This window comes from Rhodococcus sp. IEGM 1307 (genome assembly GCF_030056915.1).
Taxonomy (GTDB): domain Bacteria; phylum Actinomycetota; class Actinomycetes; order Mycobacteriales; family Mycobacteriaceae; genus Rhodococcus_F; species Rhodococcus_F opacus_D.
Map to the genome: position 1 here is coordinate 368,540 of NZ_JASHKW010000005.1, position 17,644 is coordinate 386,183.

At 67.8% G+C, this 17,644-nt stretch carries 16 protein-coding genes and 2 pseudogenes; 5 read left to right on the forward strand and 13 right to left on the reverse strand.

What is annotated here, in order from left to right; all coding sequences use genetic code 11:
* The 12 genes and pseudogenes from QM841_RS12545 to QM841_RS12600 form a co-directional block, all read right to left on the reverse strand.
* A pseudogene (locus tag QM841_RS12545) lies at positions 1-2,279 on the reverse strand (glycoside hydrolase family 3 C-terminal domain-containing protein).
* Between the two features lie 107 nt (positions 2,280-2,386).
* Complete coding sequence (locus QM841_RS12550) at positions 2,387-3,589, reverse strand: cytochrome P450 (RefSeq protein WP_283332310.1); 1,203 nt, start codon at positions 3,587-3,589, stop codon at positions 2,387-2,389.
* A gap of 30 nt (positions 3,590-3,619) precedes the next feature.
* Complete coding sequence (locus tag QM841_RS12555) at positions 3,620-4,591, reverse strand: PDR/VanB family oxidoreductase (protein WP_283332239.1); 972 nt, start codon at positions 4,589-4,591, stop codon at positions 3,620-3,622.
* A 142-nt stretch (positions 4,592-4,733) separates the two neighbouring features.
* On the reverse strand, positions 4,734-4,886 hold the full coding sequence (locus QM841_RS12560; protein ID WP_005256569.1) for a hypothetical protein: 153 nt from the start codon (positions 4,884-4,886) through the stop codon (positions 4,734-4,736).
* A gap of 155 nt (positions 4,887-5,041) precedes the next feature.
* Positions 5,042-5,794 (reverse strand): IclR family transcriptional regulator, encoded by a 753-nt coding sequence (locus tag QM841_RS12565; RefSeq protein ID WP_283332240.1) that lies wholly within the window; start codon positions 5,792-5,794, stop codon positions 5,042-5,044.
* A 27-nt stretch (positions 5,795-5,821) separates the two neighbouring features.
* Positions 5,822-7,459 carry an ABC transporter permease gene (locus QM841_RS12570; RefSeq protein ID WP_283332241.1) on the reverse strand — a complete coding sequence of 546 codons (1,638 nt, stop codon included), beginning with the start codon at positions 7,457-7,459 and terminating at the stop codon, positions 5,822-5,824.
* Positions 7,456-8,382 (reverse strand): ABC transporter ATP-binding protein, encoded by a 927-nt coding sequence (locus QM841_RS12575; RefSeq protein WP_283332242.1) that lies wholly within the window; start codon positions 8,380-8,382, stop codon positions 7,456-7,458. The genes QM841_RS12570 and QM841_RS12575 overlap by 4 nt, the downstream gene beginning before the upstream one ends.
* Positions 8,383-8,390: 8 nt before the next feature.
* Positions 8,391-9,095: a TetR/AcrR family transcriptional regulator gene (locus QM841_RS12580; protein WP_283332243.1), complete on the reverse strand. Its 705-nt coding sequence runs from the start codon at positions 9,093-9,095 to the stop codon at positions 8,391-8,393.
* 48 nt (positions 9,096-9,143) lie between these two features.
* Entirely contained in the window at positions 9,144-9,524 is a 381-nt protein-coding gene (locus QM841_RS12585; RefSeq protein WP_283332244.1) for a decarboxylase, read from the reverse strand.
* Positions 9,525-9,665: 141 nt separating this feature from the next.
* On the reverse strand, positions 9,666-10,283 hold the full coding sequence (locus QM841_RS12590; RefSeq protein ID WP_283332245.1) for a hypothetical protein: 618 nt from the start codon (positions 10,281-10,283) through the stop codon (positions 9,666-9,668).
* Between the two features lie 157 nt (positions 10,284-10,440).
* Positions 10,441-10,788 carry a hypothetical protein gene (locus QM841_RS12595; protein WP_283332246.1) on the reverse strand — a complete coding sequence of 116 codons (348 nt, stop codon included), beginning with the start codon at positions 10,786-10,788 and terminating at the stop codon, positions 10,441-10,443.
* A 712-nt stretch (positions 10,789-11,500) separates the two neighbouring features.
* Complete coding sequence (locus QM841_RS12600; RefSeq protein WP_283332247.1) at positions 11,501-12,358, reverse strand: helix-turn-helix transcriptional regulator; 858 nt, start codon at positions 12,356-12,358, stop codon at positions 11,501-11,503.
* A gap of 145 nt (positions 12,359-12,503) precedes the next feature.
* Here QM841_RS12600 and QM841_RS12605 point away from each other — a divergent pair.
* Together QM841_RS12605 and QM841_RS12610 are read left to right on the forward strand one after the other, a co-directional pair.
* Positions 12,504-13,507, forward strand: a pseudogene (locus QM841_RS12605) (SDR family oxidoreductase).
* A 324-nt stretch (positions 13,508-13,831) separates the two neighbouring features.
* Positions 13,832-14,374 (forward strand): hypothetical protein, encoded by a 543-nt coding sequence (locus tag QM841_RS12610; RefSeq protein WP_043789763.1) that lies wholly within the window; start codon positions 13,832-13,834, stop codon positions 14,372-14,374.
* A gap of 24 nt (positions 14,375-14,398) precedes the next feature.
* Here QM841_RS12610 and QM841_RS12615 read toward each other — a convergent pair whose 3' ends face one another.
* A complete protein-coding gene (locus tag QM841_RS12615; RefSeq protein ID WP_283332248.1) occupies positions 14,399-14,875 on the reverse strand; it encodes an SRPBCC family protein in 477 nt (158 codons plus the stop codon).
* A gap of 387 nt (positions 14,876-15,262) precedes the next feature.
* On the opposite strand from QM841_RS12615, the gene QM841_RS12620 reads away from it, so the two are divergent.
* From QM841_RS12620 to QM841_RS12630, 3 genes are all read left to right on the forward strand, one after another.
* A complete protein-coding gene (locus QM841_RS12620) occupies positions 15,263-15,550 on the forward strand; it encodes a hypothetical protein (RefSeq protein WP_283332249.1) in 288 nt (95 codons plus the stop codon).
* 85 nt (positions 15,551-15,635) lie between these two features.
* Positions 15,636-16,007 carry a hypothetical protein gene (locus tag QM841_RS12625; RefSeq protein WP_283332250.1) on the forward strand — a complete coding sequence of 124 codons (372 nt, stop codon included), beginning with the start codon at positions 15,636-15,638 and terminating at the stop codon, positions 16,005-16,007.
* Between the two features lie 232 nt (positions 16,008-16,239).
* Complete coding sequence (locus QM841_RS12630; RefSeq protein WP_283332251.1) at positions 16,240-17,643, forward strand: WS/DGAT/MGAT family O-acyltransferase; 1,404 nt, start codon at positions 16,240-16,242, stop codon at positions 17,641-17,643.
* The last annotated feature ends 1 nt before the right edge of the window (position 17,644 follow it).

Genomic DNA, 17,644 nt, shown 5'->3' on the forward strand with positions numbered 1-17,644 from the left:
CTACGAACGGCCGCCGCGGGCATGACCGGTCATCACCCGCGGCGGCCGTTCGGCGCGCCGGACCAAGGCATCCAACTGCTCGGTGCCGATCGGACTGCCGGGGAATGCCGCGACGCGGTTCAGCGGCATCGACGCGGCCATGCGCAGCAGTGACGGGTCGTCGAACACACCCGACCCGGCGGTCTGCGCCAGCGCCTCCCCGAGGATCTCGCTCCCCACCGGATGCGCGAGCCATTCACCGATCGTGGACTCCGCCGTGAGCACCGGCAGGGGTGCGTCACCCTCGACCGTCACGACCACCTCCCCGCGCAGGTCCCGCGACGAGGCGCCGACCCACACCCGGTAGTCGCCGCCTTCGACGACCCACCGCGACAGCGCCGCATCGAAGTACGCCAGGTCCTCGAACGGAATCGGGATCCGGACGGATTCGCTCGCACCGGCCGCAATGTCGACGTTCGCGAAACCTTTCAGCTCGCGCACCGGCCTGGTCACTGCCGAACCGGGGACGCCGACGTACACCTGGACCACCTCACGTCCGTCCCGGGGCCCGGTGTTCGTGACCGTCAGCGAAACCTCGAGTCCGGCGGCGGTCCGCGTCGCGGCGGGGCGGAATAGTCGAAGCTCGTGTACGAAAGGCCATGCCCGAAAGGAAAACTCACCGCCACGTCCCGGCTGTCGTAATACCGGTAGCCGACGAACAGGCCTTCCCCGTACCGCACGTGGCCCGCCTCGCCCGGGAAGTCGAGGTACGCCGGGGTGTCCTCGAGTCGAACGGGAATCGTCTCGGCCAGCCGGCCCGACAGGTTGACCACCCCGAAGAGCACGTCGGCGACGGCTCCCCCACCGGCCTGACCGAGGAGCCAGCCCTCCACGATCGCGGGGACTCGCCCGGCCCACCCCGACACTCGCACGACGCTGCCGTTGGACAACACGACGACGACGCGCGGGTTGGCCGCGAGCACCGCGTCGAACAGTTCGGTCTGCGCCGCGGGCAGTTCGAGGTGTTCCCGGTCGAATCCCTCCGACTCGTCCTCCACGGGGAGCCCGAGGAACACGACGGCGACATCGGCGGAGGCGGCCAGCGACACCGCCTCGTCGACCAGTGTATTTGTCGCGCTGACGGATTCATCGAGTGAGTATCCGGGCGCGAACGTGATCTCGGGGCCGGCGGCGAGCGTCCGAATCTCGTCGAGAGCGTTGTCGAGGCGGGTCGGGACGATCTGCGAACTGCCCGCACCCTGGTAGCGCGGAGTGCGTGCGAACTCGCCGATCACGGCGATCCTCGTGCTCGCTGTGGGATCGAGCGGAAGGATTCCGTCGTTCTTCAGCAGCACGACACTGCGGCCGGCGACATCGCGGGCGAGGGCATGATGGGCGTCGCGGTCGTAGTCGGCGGAGGGATCGAGGTTCGACCGCACCTTCTCGACCAGCGCGAGCACCCTTTCCGCCGCAGTGTCGAGTGCGGACTGCGCGAGGGCACCGGACTCGACCGCGGCGACGATCTGGGCGTCGGTGACCCCGTTCGTCGACGGCATCTCGAGATCGAGCCCGGCGGAGAGTGCGGCAACCCGATTCGACACGGCACCCCAGTCGGAGACGACGAGCCCCTCGAAACCCCATTCGCCGCGGAGGACGTCGGTGAGTAGCCACCGGTTCTCCGACGCGTAGACGCCGTTGATGCGGTTGTACGAGCACATCACCGACCACGGAGCCGCGTGCTCGACCACGTGCCGGAACCCGCGCAGGTAGATCTCGTGCAGGGGCCGCGCGTCGATGTCGGCGCTCACCCGGAGCCGGTCGGTCTCCTGGTTGTTGGCGGCGAAATGCTTCAGCGACGCGCCGACCCCCCGCCCCTGCAGTCCGTCGACGAGGGCGGCACCGAGTCGGCCGCCCAGAATCGGGTCTTCGGACAGGTACTCGAAGTTGCGGCCGCAGAGCGGTGAACGCTTGATGTTGATACCCGGCCCCAGCAGGACCCCGACGCCCTCGGACTTCGCCTCGTCACCGAGGGCCCGACCGACCGCCTCGAGCAGGTCCGGGTCCCAGGTCGAACCCAGCGCGACCGCCGGTGGGAAGCACGTCGCGGGCACGCTGTCGCCGATACCGAGGTGGTCGCCGCCGCCGGTCTGCTTCCGCACTCCGTGTGGGCCGTCGGTGAGATAGATCGAGGGGACACCCACCCGGTCGAGCGCCTTTGTCTCCCAGAAGTTCTCACCGCTGGTGAGCGAGGCCTTCTCTTCGGTGGTGAGTTCGGCGGATGCGGACGAACGAGTGTCCATGGTCCCTCTCTCCGTGGCGGCCGGGGTCGGGAGCATCGTATCGGGGGGACCGTCGAATCGGCGCGACTTTCCGCCGTGCCAATACATACGTACGTATGGTTTCCCGCCTACGACGGCCGCACCGCGACCGGCACGGATTCCCACGACCGCAGCGTGTTGTTCAGGTGCCGGCGCACCGGCCCGGCGATCTCCAGCGACTCCACCCGCGACGCCAGCGCCGTCAGCAGCGCCTCCGATTCGAGCCGGGCGACGTGCTGGCCGACGCACTGGTGAATTCCCATCCCATACCCCACGTGCCCCGACGGGTTGCGGCCGAGATCGAACACGTCCGGGTTCTCCCACCTGCGGGGGTCCCGATTCGCGGCGCCGAGGAACATCAGGATCTTCTTGCCGTCCGGGATGGTCGCACCGCCGATCTCGGTGTCGCGGGTGGCAGTGCGGAAGAACGTCTGGACCGGCGACTCCCACCGGACCGCCTCGTCGAACGCCGTCCGGGCCAGCGTGCGGTTCTCGCGCAGCCTCGCCCACTGCTCCGGATGCGTCGCGAACGCGTAGAGCACGGCCGCGAGACCGTTGACCGTGGTGTCCACCCCCGCCGTCAGCAACGAGCGCACGACGAGCGGCGCCTGCTCGTACGTGATGTCACCGCGGTCCGCCGCCGCCCAGATCTGCGCGCCGAAGCCGTCGCCGGTGAGCGCGTCGCGGGCACACTGCGCCTTCACCCATCCGGACAGTTCGGCCACCCGCGGCGCCCCCTTCTCCACCAGACTGTTGGCGGGACCGAAACTGTTGAATGCGTGATCCCCGTACGGCAGCAGGTTCTCCCGTCCGGCGTCGGAAATGCCGACGGCATCCGGAAAGACCCGCAGCGGAAACGCGGCGGCGAGGGCGGTGACCGCATCGAATTCGGTTGTGTTCGCGAGCAACTGGTCGACGAGGGCCTCCGCGTCCCGGAACCACGCTGCCCGCAGTTTCTGCAGCGCGCGGGGGCCCAGAATCTTGCTCAGCACCACCCGCGGAGCGTCGTGGTGCGGCGGGTCGGCCTCGAGCAGGACACTCGGGGGACGCCACGGCGTCTCGTACCGGAAGTTGCTCAGGCCTACCCCGGCAGCGGATTGGAACGACTGCCAGTCGGTCAGCGCGGCATGGACCTGCTCGTAGCGGCCCAGCGCAAAGACGTCGTACCGCCGCAGGTACACGACGGGGCCGGCATCCCGCAGACTTTCCTGGAACGGCAACGGGTCCTGCAGGACGTCGAGGGCGAACGGGTCGGCGTCGCTGACGGGCAACGCGGGAGCGGGGGCGAACATCGTCACGGTGAGTCCTTCGGGGTGGGGGTGTCAGAGGTCGAGCACGAGGCGGTCGGAGCAGGACCGGGAAACGCAGATGAGCATGCAGTCGCCGGCGGACCGCTCCTCGTCGTCGAGGACGGAATCGCGGTGGTCGGGGGCGCCGGCGAGGACGGTGGTCTCGCAGGTCCCGCACGTGCCCTCGCGGCACGAGGACAGAACGTCGACCCCGGCCGCCTGCACGGCGTCGAGGACGCTGGCGCCGGGCGTCACCGTCACCGCGAGGCCGGAGCGCGCGAGTTCGACCTCGAACGGTTCGTCGCGCAGCGGCGCGCCGGTGTCCTTCGGCACGAAGCGTTCGGCCCGCAGCGTACCGACAGGCCAATCCGCGCAGCAGTTTTCGACGGCGGCGAGCAGCGGCCCGGGCCCGCAGACGTAGACCTTCGCGTCGGCGGCGGCCGCGGCGAGACACGCGGGGAGGTCGAGGTGGCCCTGCTCGTCGCGAGGCACGACGGACACCCGGTCGCCGTAGGCGGCGAGTTCGTCCCGGAACGCCATGGACGTGCGGGTGCGGCCGCCGTACAGGAGTTGCCAGTCGATTCCCATCAGCTCCGCCTGGCGGACCATCGGCAGCAGCGGGGTGATCCCGATACCGCCGGCGATGAACAGGTACCTCGGTGCGGGGACGAGCGGGAAGTTGTTGCGCGGACCGCCGACCCCGACGAGATCACCCTCCGCGAGTACGTCGTGGACGTACGCCGACCCGCCCCGGCCCGCCGGTTCCCGCAGCACCCCGACCCGGTAGCTGTACGCGTCCCACCGGTCACCGCACAGCGAGTACTGCCGCGTCAGCCCGTTCGGGAGCAGCAGGTCGATGTGGGCCCCCGGCGCCCAGTCCGGGAGGCGCCGGCCGTCGGGGTGACGCAGGGTCAGTGCGACAACACCGTCCGCGACAAGCTCTTTGGCGACAACTCGCAGCGCCGCGTCCGCTGGCGCACCGGAACAAACCGGGTTCTGTGGCATCTCGACTCCTCGATCTCGCGTTTGTTCGAGGATCTTCCGAGCCGGGGGTGAGCCGCCAGATCATTTTCAATAGTTGAAAGTCGGGATGTAACCGGGGTCACTCAACGAGGCTGCCCGCCCGGACGCCGCCGAGGCTGAGTTATCAGGTGTGCGCCCTTCGGCTGATGTCTTTGTCGACGGCGGTGGCGATGTCGTGGACGAGCCGGGAGTGCCAGAGTTTGTGTGCCTCGAGGTCCGCGGTGAGCGCGTGGCAGTCCGGGCATTCCCGGGGGCTGGGTTGCGAGGTGCTTTCCATGATGCTGCGCTTTCTGGGAGAAGTGGTTCCGATTCCACCGTGGCACGGGCGGGGCGGATAGTCCACCGCGCACAGCGTCACAGACATTGGTCAGCCGCCCGCGCAATTGCGCCGGATTCCGGCAAATCCGTGGGAATCTGCCACCTGGGCTTGCCTCATGTCGACGCCGCCGCCATCACGCGGGTGATGCCCTTCGAGGCCGCCCGCAGCGCGGGGATCTGCGCGTACGCCTTCTCGTCGTTCGGCACGATGACCGACAGCGCGGCGACCACCTTGCCGTGGCCGTCCCGCACCGGGACCGCGACGCCCGTGGTGTCCGGGTAGAGGTGGCCGGCGCAGAGGATGTAGCCGTGCCGGCGCACGTCGGCCAGGACTCCCCTCAGCTGTCGTGCCGTGCGAATCGTGTTGTCGGTGTATACCTTCAACGGTTCGCTCAGGATGCGCTCCTGCAGCTCCGACGGTCCGTGCGCGAGCAGGACCAGCCCGGACGAGGACACGTGGAGCGGCATCCGGCCCGCGATGCGCGTGTAGTTGACCACGGCGCCCGGTGCCGTGAGCCGCTCGATGAACAACACCTCGTCGCCTTCGAGGACACCGAGCTGAGTGTGCTGTCCGACGACGGCGTGCAGGTCCTCCATGAACGGCATCGCCGCTTCCCTGAGTCCGAGGGTCGGGGACGCCCGCGACGCGACCTCCCACAGGCGGACCCCGATCCGCACCTTCCGGTCCTCACGCTCGAGCCAGCCGCACCCCACCAGCTCGTCGATCAACCGCGACGTCGTGGAGATGTGGAGACCGGACCGTCGCGCGATCTCGGACACCGTGAGCAGCGAATCGTCCGAACGGAACGATTCGACTATCCGCACCGTCCGGGCCAGGACGGATTCGCCGGTGTGCACACGTGCCATGAGTTCAGTGTGCACACCGGCCGGCGCTCAGCGCAGGTCGCGCCGCCGGAACGCCGCCACGCCCACCACGAGCAGCACCACCGTGATCAGGAGCAGCCACACGATCGGCGTCGCCTCGAACTGCCCACCCGGCAGCTTCGGGGCGTGGCTGAACGGCTCCAGATTCAGCACCGCCTGCGGGAACTGCGCGATCGACCCGACCATGAAGATCAGGAGGAACGCGACGAGCACGCCCCACGCCACCGGCGTGAACCGCGGGACCACACCGAACAGCAGGACCGTCACGCCGGCGAGCATCCAGATCGCGGGAAGTTGCACGAGCGCCGCCCCGATCACGTCGGGCAGGGCTCCTCCCACGTCGCCGATGGATGCGCCGTACGTGAGTCCGGCGGCCGCTCCGGCCACGATCATCGCGACCGCAGGTCCGAGCAGCGCGAACAGGATGTGGCTCGACGCCCACCGGACGCGGCCGACGGAACCGGCCGTCACGGGTTCGAGGCGCTGGGCGTTCTCCTCGGAGTACAGCCGCAACGACGCGGAGATCGCGTAGGCCGCGGCGGCGACCGCGAGCATCGTGAACGCGTAGCCGATGAACGATTCCTCCAGCGACTGCGAGCCGCCCATCCGGGTGATGATGTCCCGGATCGTCTGGCTGTCGCCGACCTGGCCACCGATCCCCTTCGCGGCGCTGCCGATGAGCAGGCCGTACAGTCCGAGCCCGGCGGTCCAGGCCGCGAGCGTCCCGCGGTGCATCCGCCACGCCAGTCCCAGAGTTCCGGCGAGCGCCGGCGACGCGTCCGTGGGGCCGGGGCGTTCGGCGATCAGACCGGCGCCGACATCACGTCGACGCAGGAGAGCGTATGCCGCCCAGGTGAGTACGACTGCCGTGACGAGACTGGGGACGACGACCCACCAGCGTTCGTCGGCATACGGCCGGATCTGCAGATCCCAGCCGAGCGGCGACAACCACGACAGGGTGCCGGACCCGGCGTCACCGACCGCGCGCAGCGCGAACGCGACCCCGAGCACCGTCAACGCGACGCCGCGTGCGACGCGGGCGCCGGTGCTCACCTGCGCCGCAACGGCGGCGACCGCAGTGAACACCAGACCGGAGCAGGCCAGTGACGTCCCGAAGGCGACCGAACCGCCCGCCGGAAGGTCGCCGGCGAGCAACGCTGCCGCACAGAGGATTCCGGTGACTACGGACGCGCCGCCGGCGAGGAGCAGCGCCGCGGTCAGGCCCGAGTACCGTCCGACGGAGGTGGAGTCGAGAAGCTCCGCCCGGCCGGTCTCCTCCTCGGCGCGGGTGTGCCGGATGACCGTCAGGATCACCACCAGCCCGATCAGCGTGTAGTAGATGCCGGCCTTCCAGACGCCCACCGAGCCGAGGCTGGAGTTGAAGATCGGCCCGTACATGGCGATCTGCGCGGGGCTGGCCGCGGTGGTGGCCGCGAACTCCGCCAACTGGGCGTCGGAGGTGTAGATGTCGGCGATGCTCGCGACGTACAGCGCGGGCGCGAACGCGAAGATCAGGATCCACAGCGGCAGCGCGATCCGATCCCGGCGCAGGAACAACCGCAGAAAGTGCAGTGTCCCCGTGAAATCCGAGGAAGACACCGGCGCCGGCTCCACCGGCCGGTACCGGGACACCGTGGCGGTACTCATGCCCGCACCTTCTCCACCGTGTCGGACGACGTCGTACCGTCGTCGATCTCGTAGTGCCGCAAGAAGAGTTCTTCGAGGGTCGGCGGCTGACTGACGAGGCTGCGTACCCCGGTGTCGCCGAGCACCCGGATGAGCTCGCCGAGATGTTCGCTGTCGACCTGGCAGTGCAGCGTCGACCCGTCGAACCCGATGTCTTCCACGCCGTCGATGCGGCTCAGATCGCCGGGGTCACCGAGAAGTTCGGCGGTGATCGACGTACGGCTGAGGTGCCGCATCGACGCCAGTGTCCCGGATTCGACCGTGCGTCCGGCCCGGATGATGGTGACCCGCTCGCACAGCGCCTCCACCTCGGACAGGATGTGACTGGACAGCAGCACCGTCACACCGCGGTCGCGGGCCTCGGCGACGCACTCACGGAAGACCTGTTCCATCAACGGATCCAGGCCCGACGTCGGTTCGTCGAGCAGCAGCAGGCGAGCGTCGGACGAGAACGCCGACACCAATGCCACCTTCTGACGATTGCCCTTCGAATACGCCCGACCCTTCTTCCGCGGGTCGAGGTCGAAACGCTCGATCAGATCCTGCTTGCGGGTCTCGTCCAGACCGCCGCGCATCCGCGCGAGGAGGTCGATGGTCTCACCGCCGGACAACGACGGCCACAGGGTCACGTCGCCGGGGACGTACGCCATGTCGAGGTGCAGGGCGACGGCGTCGCGCCACGGGTCGCGCCCGAACACGGTGGCCTCACCGCTGTCGGAGTGCAGGCTGCCGAGGAGAACGCGAATGGTGGTGGATTTGCCGGCGCCGTTCGGCCCAAGGAACCCGTGCACCTCCCCTTCACCGACCTCGAGGTCGAGTCCGTCCAACGCCCGGGTTCGTCCGAACGTCTTCACCAGGTTGCGCACTTCGATGATCGCACTCATAGCTGCTCCTAGTTCGGGGAGTCGGTATGTTCTGAGGGAGCCGCGCCCGCCTGCGCGGCGCCGTCTTCGGTGGCCAGATACGCCTCGAGCGTCGACGAATCCGGCAGCAGGCCCTCGGTGTACATCTCGAGGGCGGGCAGCGTGACGTCGGTGGCGAGGTCGCGGATGGCCGTGGCGTAATCGAGCGGAGTTTCCTTGTCGGCGCGTATCTGCAGGTAGAGCAGCATGGCGCCGACGTTGTAGAGGGTGAGGTAGCGCGCCCGCGCCTTCGGGTTGCGGCTGGGCCGGACAGTTCCGGCCGCCACGCCCATCGCGAGATACTGCTCGGTGTCTTCCACCATGTGCTCGAAGAGGGACTCGCCGAGACCTCCACCCGCCTGGAAACTCCGCACGATGTACGCGACGAGCGGGGCGTACTGCTCGATCTCGGCGAGGGCGTGCATTGTGCCCGCCGGCCCGGGGGTCGAAATCGCCTCCGCCTTCTGCTCCCGGATGATTCGCAGGACGTGGTCGTCGCATTCGGCGCGCAGGCCGTCCTTCGAACCGAAGTGGTGAATCACCAGACCGGGTGACACCCCGGCTGCGGTGGCGATCGCCCGTACACCGGTACTGAAGCCGTGATTGCCGAACACCGTGATGGCCGCGTCGCGCACTCGGGCACGCGTGGTCAGATCGGGTTGCGGGACCTCGGAACCGGCACTGGTTGAACGCATGTTTAATACGCTAAACGCGCGTTCAACCGAGCGCAAGGGGTGAGGGCGTCAAGATTTCGTCAACGCGGGGAGTCCCGGCTCGGCCGGGTGTCCGGTGAACGCGACACTCGGGCGGGGATACCGGTTGCGGGCGCACGCCTCGTCCAGGGCCTCGTCGACGACCTCCCGCAGATCGGCCCGGTCTGCGCCCTCCAGGACCAGTTCAGTCAGGATCACCCCGTAGTCGCGCCGGACCTGTTCCATCAGCCCGATCGCGTCGTCGATGGCGTCGAAGTCGGCTGTGCAGCGGAAACCGATCAGCCGTAGTTGCGGCTGTTCCATCACCGCACGCAGCGCGTCCTCGATCCCCGGGCCGAGCGCCGAAGGGTCGAGCACGGTGTTCTGCTGTGACTGCTCGTGCACGAACGGGTGGGGAAGATGAAGCGTCATCGGAACCTCCTCGGGGATTCAGTTCCAGATCTACCCCCGCCACGCGAGGTCGCGGCCGTTCTTGACGGCACTATGACTCCGATGGCCGCAATCCTGACGCGGTGTTGGCGCCGCGGCGGGTCTTGTCGCGCGCGTTCTTCCCTATGCCGTTGCCTTCTCGACCGCGTCGTGTGTGAGACCGGCCAGCTTCTCGACGTTCTCGGTGGTCGCCGGATAGCCGGCCGAGGTCACCCCGATGATGTTCTCGCCGGCGAGCGCGCCGTACCCGATGTGCGTGTCGTCTCCCTGGGTCACGGAGCCGGCGAAGGCCTTGTCGCCGACGTCGGCCGGCGCCGGTAGCGCCACGAACCCCGGGACGGCTTCGCTGTTGTCGATCGCTTGCTCGAATGCGGTCGCGGCTGCGTCGACGCTGGGATATCGATCGACGGAGACGGTTACCCTTCTGCCGTCGCCCCCTTCGTAGATCACCATTCGCGTCGCGTCGGGGGTACCGGAAGCAGTGGAGTTCTCACTCGTCACCGTCTGTTGTTCTATCTCCGGGAAGTACGTCTGGACGACGTCCAACCCCACCACAATCTCCTGAGGCAACAGGATCGCCTCGGATGTCGTCGCGTCCTGCTGCGATTCGGCGTCAGACTGCGTGTCCTGCTGCCCACACGCACCCGCGAAAAAGACTCCGGCCAGGATGATCGCGAGGACGGCGAGAGCCGCGCTACTGCCGATCCTTCGCATGCGGTACCGCTCCGCTGGTTGCACCATGCTCGATACCCCCTGTTGCTCGGGACAATGCCTCGTCGGGTGGCCAACTGGTAGCTGACCGACCGGAACTCGCACGGCGTTAATTCTCGCCGATCCGGGCGCCGTGGACACTCACTTCGCTACGTTCGGCCGTTCCGCAAGCTCACCGGGGTCGATGTCAGAACGGGTTGTAGATCCAGACACCGCGGTATTCCCACTCGGTCGACCCCGTCGGAATCTTCATCTTGTACAGATCGTGTTCGTTCCCGACGTGATCGAACTGGCGACACCAACTCTGCCCGTGAAAGGACGCACACTCGATCGTCCGGCTCGTGCCGTACGGACTCAGGATGATCGATTTGCCTGCGTTCGCTCCGAACACCCCGGGATCCAGAGGTATGACGAAGTCGGATGTCCGGTCCTTGTAACCGAACGGGTCGGGATCGACGGGGTCGGCGAATGCCGCCGGCACACAGAGGCCCAACGGGATCAGGGATAAGATCGCTACTGCGATAAACCTTTTCACTTGCACTCCGTTCACGTTGGGACACGATCGCCGCATTGGCTGAATCACCGCCTGCTCGAGTGCCTCCGCGCGCGCGTCACGGGACGGCGAACGTCCCACCGGCCGGATGGAGAACGGGCCATGGAGAGTTCAGCGTTGCCACCGCTACAACCTGACCGGCTCCCGTTCGTACCGCGGCCGATCGACGTTCGCACGAATAAAGGGCGCCCGGTTCCAGTAGGACGGACCCGCGAGCGCCGGTTTCGAGGTTGAGCCAATGAACCCACGCGCTCTCGCAGTACGCGCCTGTGGGAAGCGGTTCTCGCGCTTCGAACACGACCATTCCGGATTCCCCGCCCGAAGTCGCTGTGGGAGTCATCGCGACCACCCACGGGAGCATGCACGTGGCGAGCCCGCCACACCGAGACAGATAGGGCGACGACACCTGGAACGGCACTGTGGTCTCGCGCGTCGTGTCGGTTGGCGCCGCAGACGCTTCAAATGCGTTGAACGCGAGAAGGCCGAACATCATCACCGCCAGAACAACGACTTGTGCGAGAGGTGCACGGCGTCTTCGACACCAGATCTCCACTGCCGACCTCCTGACAGCCCGCGCGCTGCATCGGGCAACTGCCCTGTACATCGAGAGCCACCGTAGGCCGTTACTGCCGGCGCGTTGGCGGGCAGTTCCACCCCTTGAATCGGGCTCGGACGACGGTGATCGTCAGGTCGGTCACGCGTTCGGGGGCGCCTGCGGGATGTGCTGGGGTCCGATGACGGAGAGAAGCTGTAGTTTTTCGTGGCTTTCGCTGCCGGGGATGGCGGTGTAGACGAGAAGGAGGTGCGACTGGTCGGGGTCGAGAAGTGTCTGGCAGGTCAGTTCCAGGGCGCCGACCTCGGGGTGCATGTAGCGTTTGACGCCGTTGTAATGGATGCCGATTTCGTGTTCGTTCCAGACGGTGCGGAATTCTTCGTTGTGGGCGAGCAGCAGTTCCATGAGGTGAGCGGCCCGTGATCTGGGGCCGCGGAGCGCGACCATCGCGCGTAGTCCGGAGGCGAAGACGCGGGAGTGCAGCGCGTGGTCGTCGGGGTGGTAGGGCGCGCGGGTGGCCGGGTCGGTGAACCACCGGTAACCGATGCTGCGGGCAGGGCCGGTGTACCGGGTGGTGTCGCCGGTGAGAGCGACGCCGAGCGGGGTCTGCCGAAGTGTCTCGCCGAGCTCGGTGACGACCTCGGCGGGGGTGTCGGTGAGCCGGTCGAAGATGCGGAGCAGGCCGGGACTGATGTGTTCGCTGGTCGCGCCTCTCGCGGGTGGGTTGTGCCCGGCGAGGCGGAACAGGTGGTCGCGTTCGTCGAGGGACAGATGCAGCCCCTGCGCGATCGAGGCGATCATCTGCTCGGACGGGTGCGGGCCGCGCTCCCGCTCGAGCCGGCTGTAGTAGTCGGCGGAGATGTGGCAGAGCGTGGCGACTTCTTCGCGGCGCAGACCAGCGGTTCTGCGCCGTTGCCCACGCGGGAGTCCGACGTCTTCAGGTTGAAGTGACTCTCGGCGGCGGCGCAGGAACTCGGCGAGCCCCGCTCGATCGATCACGACTGCTTCCTCCTTGCTTCCAGTTCTGGTTTCAGTCTGCCCTCGGTACCGGAGGGCTGCCTGGGATCGACAGGCCGTGGATGTCTCGGTGGATCGGGCGCAGCCTGAGACCACGTCCACATTGCAGAGAAAACAGGAGCAGGACATGACACGCACACGACCGGACATCACCGTCCCCGACCTCTCCGGGAAACTCGCCGTGGTCACCGGCGCAAGCGACGGCGTCGGACTGGGCCTGGCGGCGCGCCTCGCCGCCGCCGGCGCCGAGGTCGAGGTCGTCATGCCAGTCCGCAACCCTCGCAAGGGCAACGCGGCGGTCGCGAAGATCAAGCAGCAGCACCCGGAAGCGGCCGTGTCCCTGCGGGACCTCGACCTGTCGTCGCTGGGCTCGGTCGCCGCGCTGGGCGCCACGCTGCGCGACGAGAACCGTCCGATCCAATCCTCGTCAACAACGCCGGCGTGATGACACCCCCGGACCGGCAGACCACCACCGACGGGTTCGAGCTGCAATTCGGCAGCAATTACCTGGGGCACTTCGCGCTCGTCGCCGACCTACTACCCCTGCTGCGCGCGGGACACGCGCATGTGACCTCGCAGATCAGTGTCGCCGCGAACCAGCACGCCATCAACTGGGACGACCTGAACTGGGAACGGTCCTACCACGGCCAGCGCGCGTACAGCCAGTCCAAGATCGCGCTCGGCCTGTTCGGACTCGAGCTGGACCGGCGCAGCCAGGCAGGAGGCTGGGGGATCACCAGCAACCTTTCCCACCCCGGCATAGCGCCCACCAATCTCCTGGCCGCACGCCCCGAGGTCGGCCGCGCGCGAGACACCGCCGGCAGGCGCCTCATCCACGCACTCTCCCGCCGCGGCATCCTCGTCGGAACGGTAGAGACCGCACTGCTTCCGGCCCTGCTGGCCGCCACCTCACCGGACGCACGCGGCGCCCGCCTGTACGGTCCCAGCGGTCTCGGTCACCTGTCCGGCCCGCCCGCCGAACAGTCCGTCTACTCCCGGCTTCGCAGCGACGACGACGCCACACGCATCTGGCAGATCTCCGAGCACCTCACCCACACCTCCTTCCCGACCGGCGACAGCGTCCGTCCCCGCCTCGGATCGACAGGCCCTGACAACCGTCGACCGCGGTGACCACCTCGCGGTCGCCCTCGGGGAGCCGCGCCGCCACAGTCATTCGTGGTGTTCCACGACACGCCGAGGCCCTGGGCGCCCCGAGCGGGGGTGTATCCGGCTGCCAGATAAGCATTCTCGTTGCGTCGGTAGCCGCCGTCGATGTATCGGTTGTCGCCGATACCGCAGGGAGGGTCTGAGGGACTCAGCGGCTGGTTGCCGAATACAGCTGCGTGAGTGGCGGTCCAGTTTGCACGATTTGTAACAGATCCTGTCCCGCTGCCGAAATGGAATGGGGGGCGACGGACGTCTCAATTCTCGTGGTCACGAACGAATGGAGCGCTGATGAACAAGCAGCTGGGACGACGGGTCTGTGCTGCGGCACTCACTGCTGTCGGACTGGGAACCGCGGTGGCAACCGGAGGAGGCGCTGTTGCGAGTGCTCAGCCCGCGCCACCGACATCGACGACGATGACGTGCTCGAGCGCGAATCCCCTCGTCTGGGCACCGCCGTTCACGTGGACCATCAACGCCGCGTCCGGGGAGTCGCTGCGACCGGGTGGGTCTGCACTGGAGCCGGCAATTCTGCTCAGCGGCGGCAACGAACTGCCGACGCCGCCCGGCGGTCTCATCCCGAGCATCGGCGTCAACTGGTACGGCACGCGGGTGTCTGTCGACTGGCACAACACGACAACCGGCGCGACCGGACACAGCGTCAGCGATGAGGCGGCCTGGCAGCAGAAACCCGGCATCCCGATCAACCGAACGTGGACGGGAACCGGGACGGTGGCGTTCACCGTCACCGTCCAGACCGGCGCGGGATGGTGGTTCGTCAATTCGCAGAACGCCGTCTGCCAGGGAACGATTTCCGTCGTGCCCGGTCGGTGACCTCGGACGCCCCTCGGCTACAGGTCAGGCGAGGGGCCGTTCGCCGTTCGCCTCGGCGAGTTCGGCAAGCCTGTCGACTGAGGCCAGAAGCATGTCCGACGTGGTGGCCCGGGCGCGCTCGAGGCGTTTCTCGTCGGTCAATCGCGACCAGTCGTAGGTATGCGTGACGCGGACGTGCGCCTCGTCGACTCGGTCGAGTTCCCAGCGCCACAGATGACCCGGCGGCTGATCGCCTTGCACCGAGGGCAGCCAGGCAATCAAGCGCCCCTCCTCGAATTCCACCACGTGGTTGTCGCGGATGCCGCCGTTGGTGAGCGTCATGGTGAACACGTCACCGACGGCGCGCACCCGCTGCCCGACGGGGGCCTCGGCCAGGTTGTCGTTGCCGTCCCAACGCGGCTGTTGCGCCGGGTCGGCGATCAGTTCGAAGACCGTCCGCGCCGGGGCTGCGATAATGCGGCCGGCGGTCACGACGGTGGGAATTCCGTTCTCCTCAGTCATAACTCGATCCAACCATGAGACGTCCGCAGATCCCGAGCATCATGTCTCTTCGCACGCGCGGCAAGTCGGTCTGTGGAGGGGTGATCGACTTCCCGGCGACACGGAGATCAACGTGTATCGAGTTCGCGAACCGGCCGACGTCTGGATCGCGGATCCGGAGTCGAGCCCGTATGTTCTGAACAAATGTCCATCGAGGGATGGTGACCGTGACAACTGGAACAAGGATCGAGCGACCGCGATGCTGTTGCACGGGGTGTGGGACTCCATGGGTGCTCTGGTGCGGGGGCACACGACTCTGCTCTTCGTGCTGATGTTCGCAGTCATCGTCACCGCACTGGCAGTTGCGATCAAAGGCTTCGCGATGACGGCCCGACAGAACGCCAATTCTTGCGCGCGAGCGTGGCGCTCGAGGTCGCCCGGGGCGTGCTGACCGCCGCCGAACTCGAGGCGATGTGCGGCGACCGCAAGGCGCGAAAGGCGTTCCGCAAGGCCGGAGCCGGTCGAATGGAGCGGACCCGCGCCGTACATGTCCTCGACGCCGCCGACGAGCTCGCCGACGAACTTGCCGGTGCCCGCGGCGCGGACACCGACCGTGTCGCGTTTGCCCGGTCCGAACTCGCCCGCATCCGCAACGGCGCCCCGCCACCTACGAGGGACGCCGCCCCGACGATGTGAGCGCACCCGGTCCACGCCACGGGCGGGTGGGCGACAGTAGCGTACCGATCGGGACAATCCGGACAACCAAGGAAAGGGCACAACCATGCGCAATTTTCGACGTACGGCAGCAGTGGGAGCCATGCTCGCGGGACTGATGACTGCCGGGGCGGCAACGGCGTCCGCCGCTCCGTTCGGCTCCCTCGGCGACGGACCCGACCTCGTGATAGCGCAAGCGAACGCCGAGGGTGTCAACGCGTGCGCCGTGCGTGTCACGAACGAGGGCGACGGGACCGCCACCGGAGTCACGGTCCACACGCCGCTCGTTTACGAGAGCAGAAGCCTCGGCACGCTCGCCCCCGGCGAATCGAAGATCGCCGAATACTTCGATTGCGGATTCTCGGAGCGGATCTTCTACTTCGCGACGACGAGCGGCGAAACGAATTGGGCCGACAACTTCCTGTACATCGAACTCTGAGCGCCGCCGACAGCCCGGAACGGAAGAACTGTCGGCATTCGTCCCTGTTGGACATTTGTGCATGTGGCGGAAAGCGTGACTGTGCTGTAGAACATAAACAGCGAGACCGGTTTGTGATATGAACCACATCTAAACGTTACTTTGCGACACCACTACACAGACATGAACAACAGTTCCGGGGGGAGCGGATCCGCGCAGGTGGATCCGGGTTCGGGAACGGTAAGGACACCACATGCTGTTACCGATGGCACCGACCGATTCACTGTTTCTGCTCGGCGAGTCCCGCGAGCATCCGATGCACGTCGGCGGCCTGGCGGTGTTCACTCCACCCGAGGGGGCGTCCGCGGCCGATGTGCGCGCGATGTTCGATGCCGCGCTGATCGGTGACCAGGTGGCGGTGCCGTTCCGTAAGCGGGCCCGCCGTTCGGTGACGTCGCTCGGCCAGTGGGGCTGGGACACCCTCCCGCACCACGAGGTCGACCTGGAACACCACGTGCGCCGGGACGCCCTGCCTCAGCCGGGCGGAATGGCCGAACTGATGACCCTGGTGTCGAGGCTGCACGGCACCCTGCTCGACCGCAGCCGCCCCCTGTGGGAGATGCACCTGATCGAGGGCCTCGCCGACGGCCGCTACGCGATCTACACCAAGATCCACCACGCCCTCGCTGACGGTGCATCCGCGATGAGGCTGCTCCGCGACAGCATGAGCGAGGACCCGCATCGTCGGAACATGCCCACACCGTGGCAACCCCGCAACCCGCTGACGGCCGTGCCGGACGCGGGCGTCGCGGTTTCGGGTGGGCTCGGCTCGGCACTGCCCGCGATGGCGTGGGACGCCGCCCGCGCCGCGGTCGGCGAGGTGGCCGGACTCCTGCCCGCAGCGGTCGGCACCGTGGATCGCGCCCTGCACGGCAAGGGTGGTGCGGTGTCGCTGACCGCACCGCACACCCTGTTCAACGTGCCGATCAGCGGAGCCCGGCACGTCGCCGCCCGGTCCTTCCCCCTCGAACGGATCCGCCTGCTGGCCAAGCACGCCGACGCCACCATCAACGACATCGTGCTGACGATGTGCGCGGGCACCCTCCGTGCCTATCTGCACACCCGCGACGCGTTACCGGACAATCCGCTGATCGCGATGGTCCCCGTCTCCCTCCGCGCGCCGAATACCGGGGCCGGAGGCAATCGGGTGGGAGTACTCATGTGCAACCTGGCCACCCACCTCCCCGACCCCGCGCACCGCCTCGAGACCGTGCGCAACTGCATGAACGAGGGCAAGGCGGCCCTCCAGGCGATGAGTCCCGCCCAGGTGCTCGCGATGAGCGCCCTCGGCGCCGCCCCGCTCGGAGTCGAGATGTTCCTCGGCCGCCGCGGCCCGCTGCGGCCACCGTTCAACGTCGTCATCTCCAACGTCGCCGGCCCCCGAACCCCGTTGTACTGGAACGGGGCCCGGCTCGAATCCCTCTACCCGCTCTCCATCCCCACCACCGGGCAGGCACTCAACATCACGTGCACCAGCAGCGACGACCAGATCGTCTTCGGCCTCACCGGTTGCCGCCGCACCGTCCCGGATCTGCACCCCATGCTCGATCAGCTCGACGCCGAACTCGATCTCCTCGAGACCGCCGTCGGACTGTGAC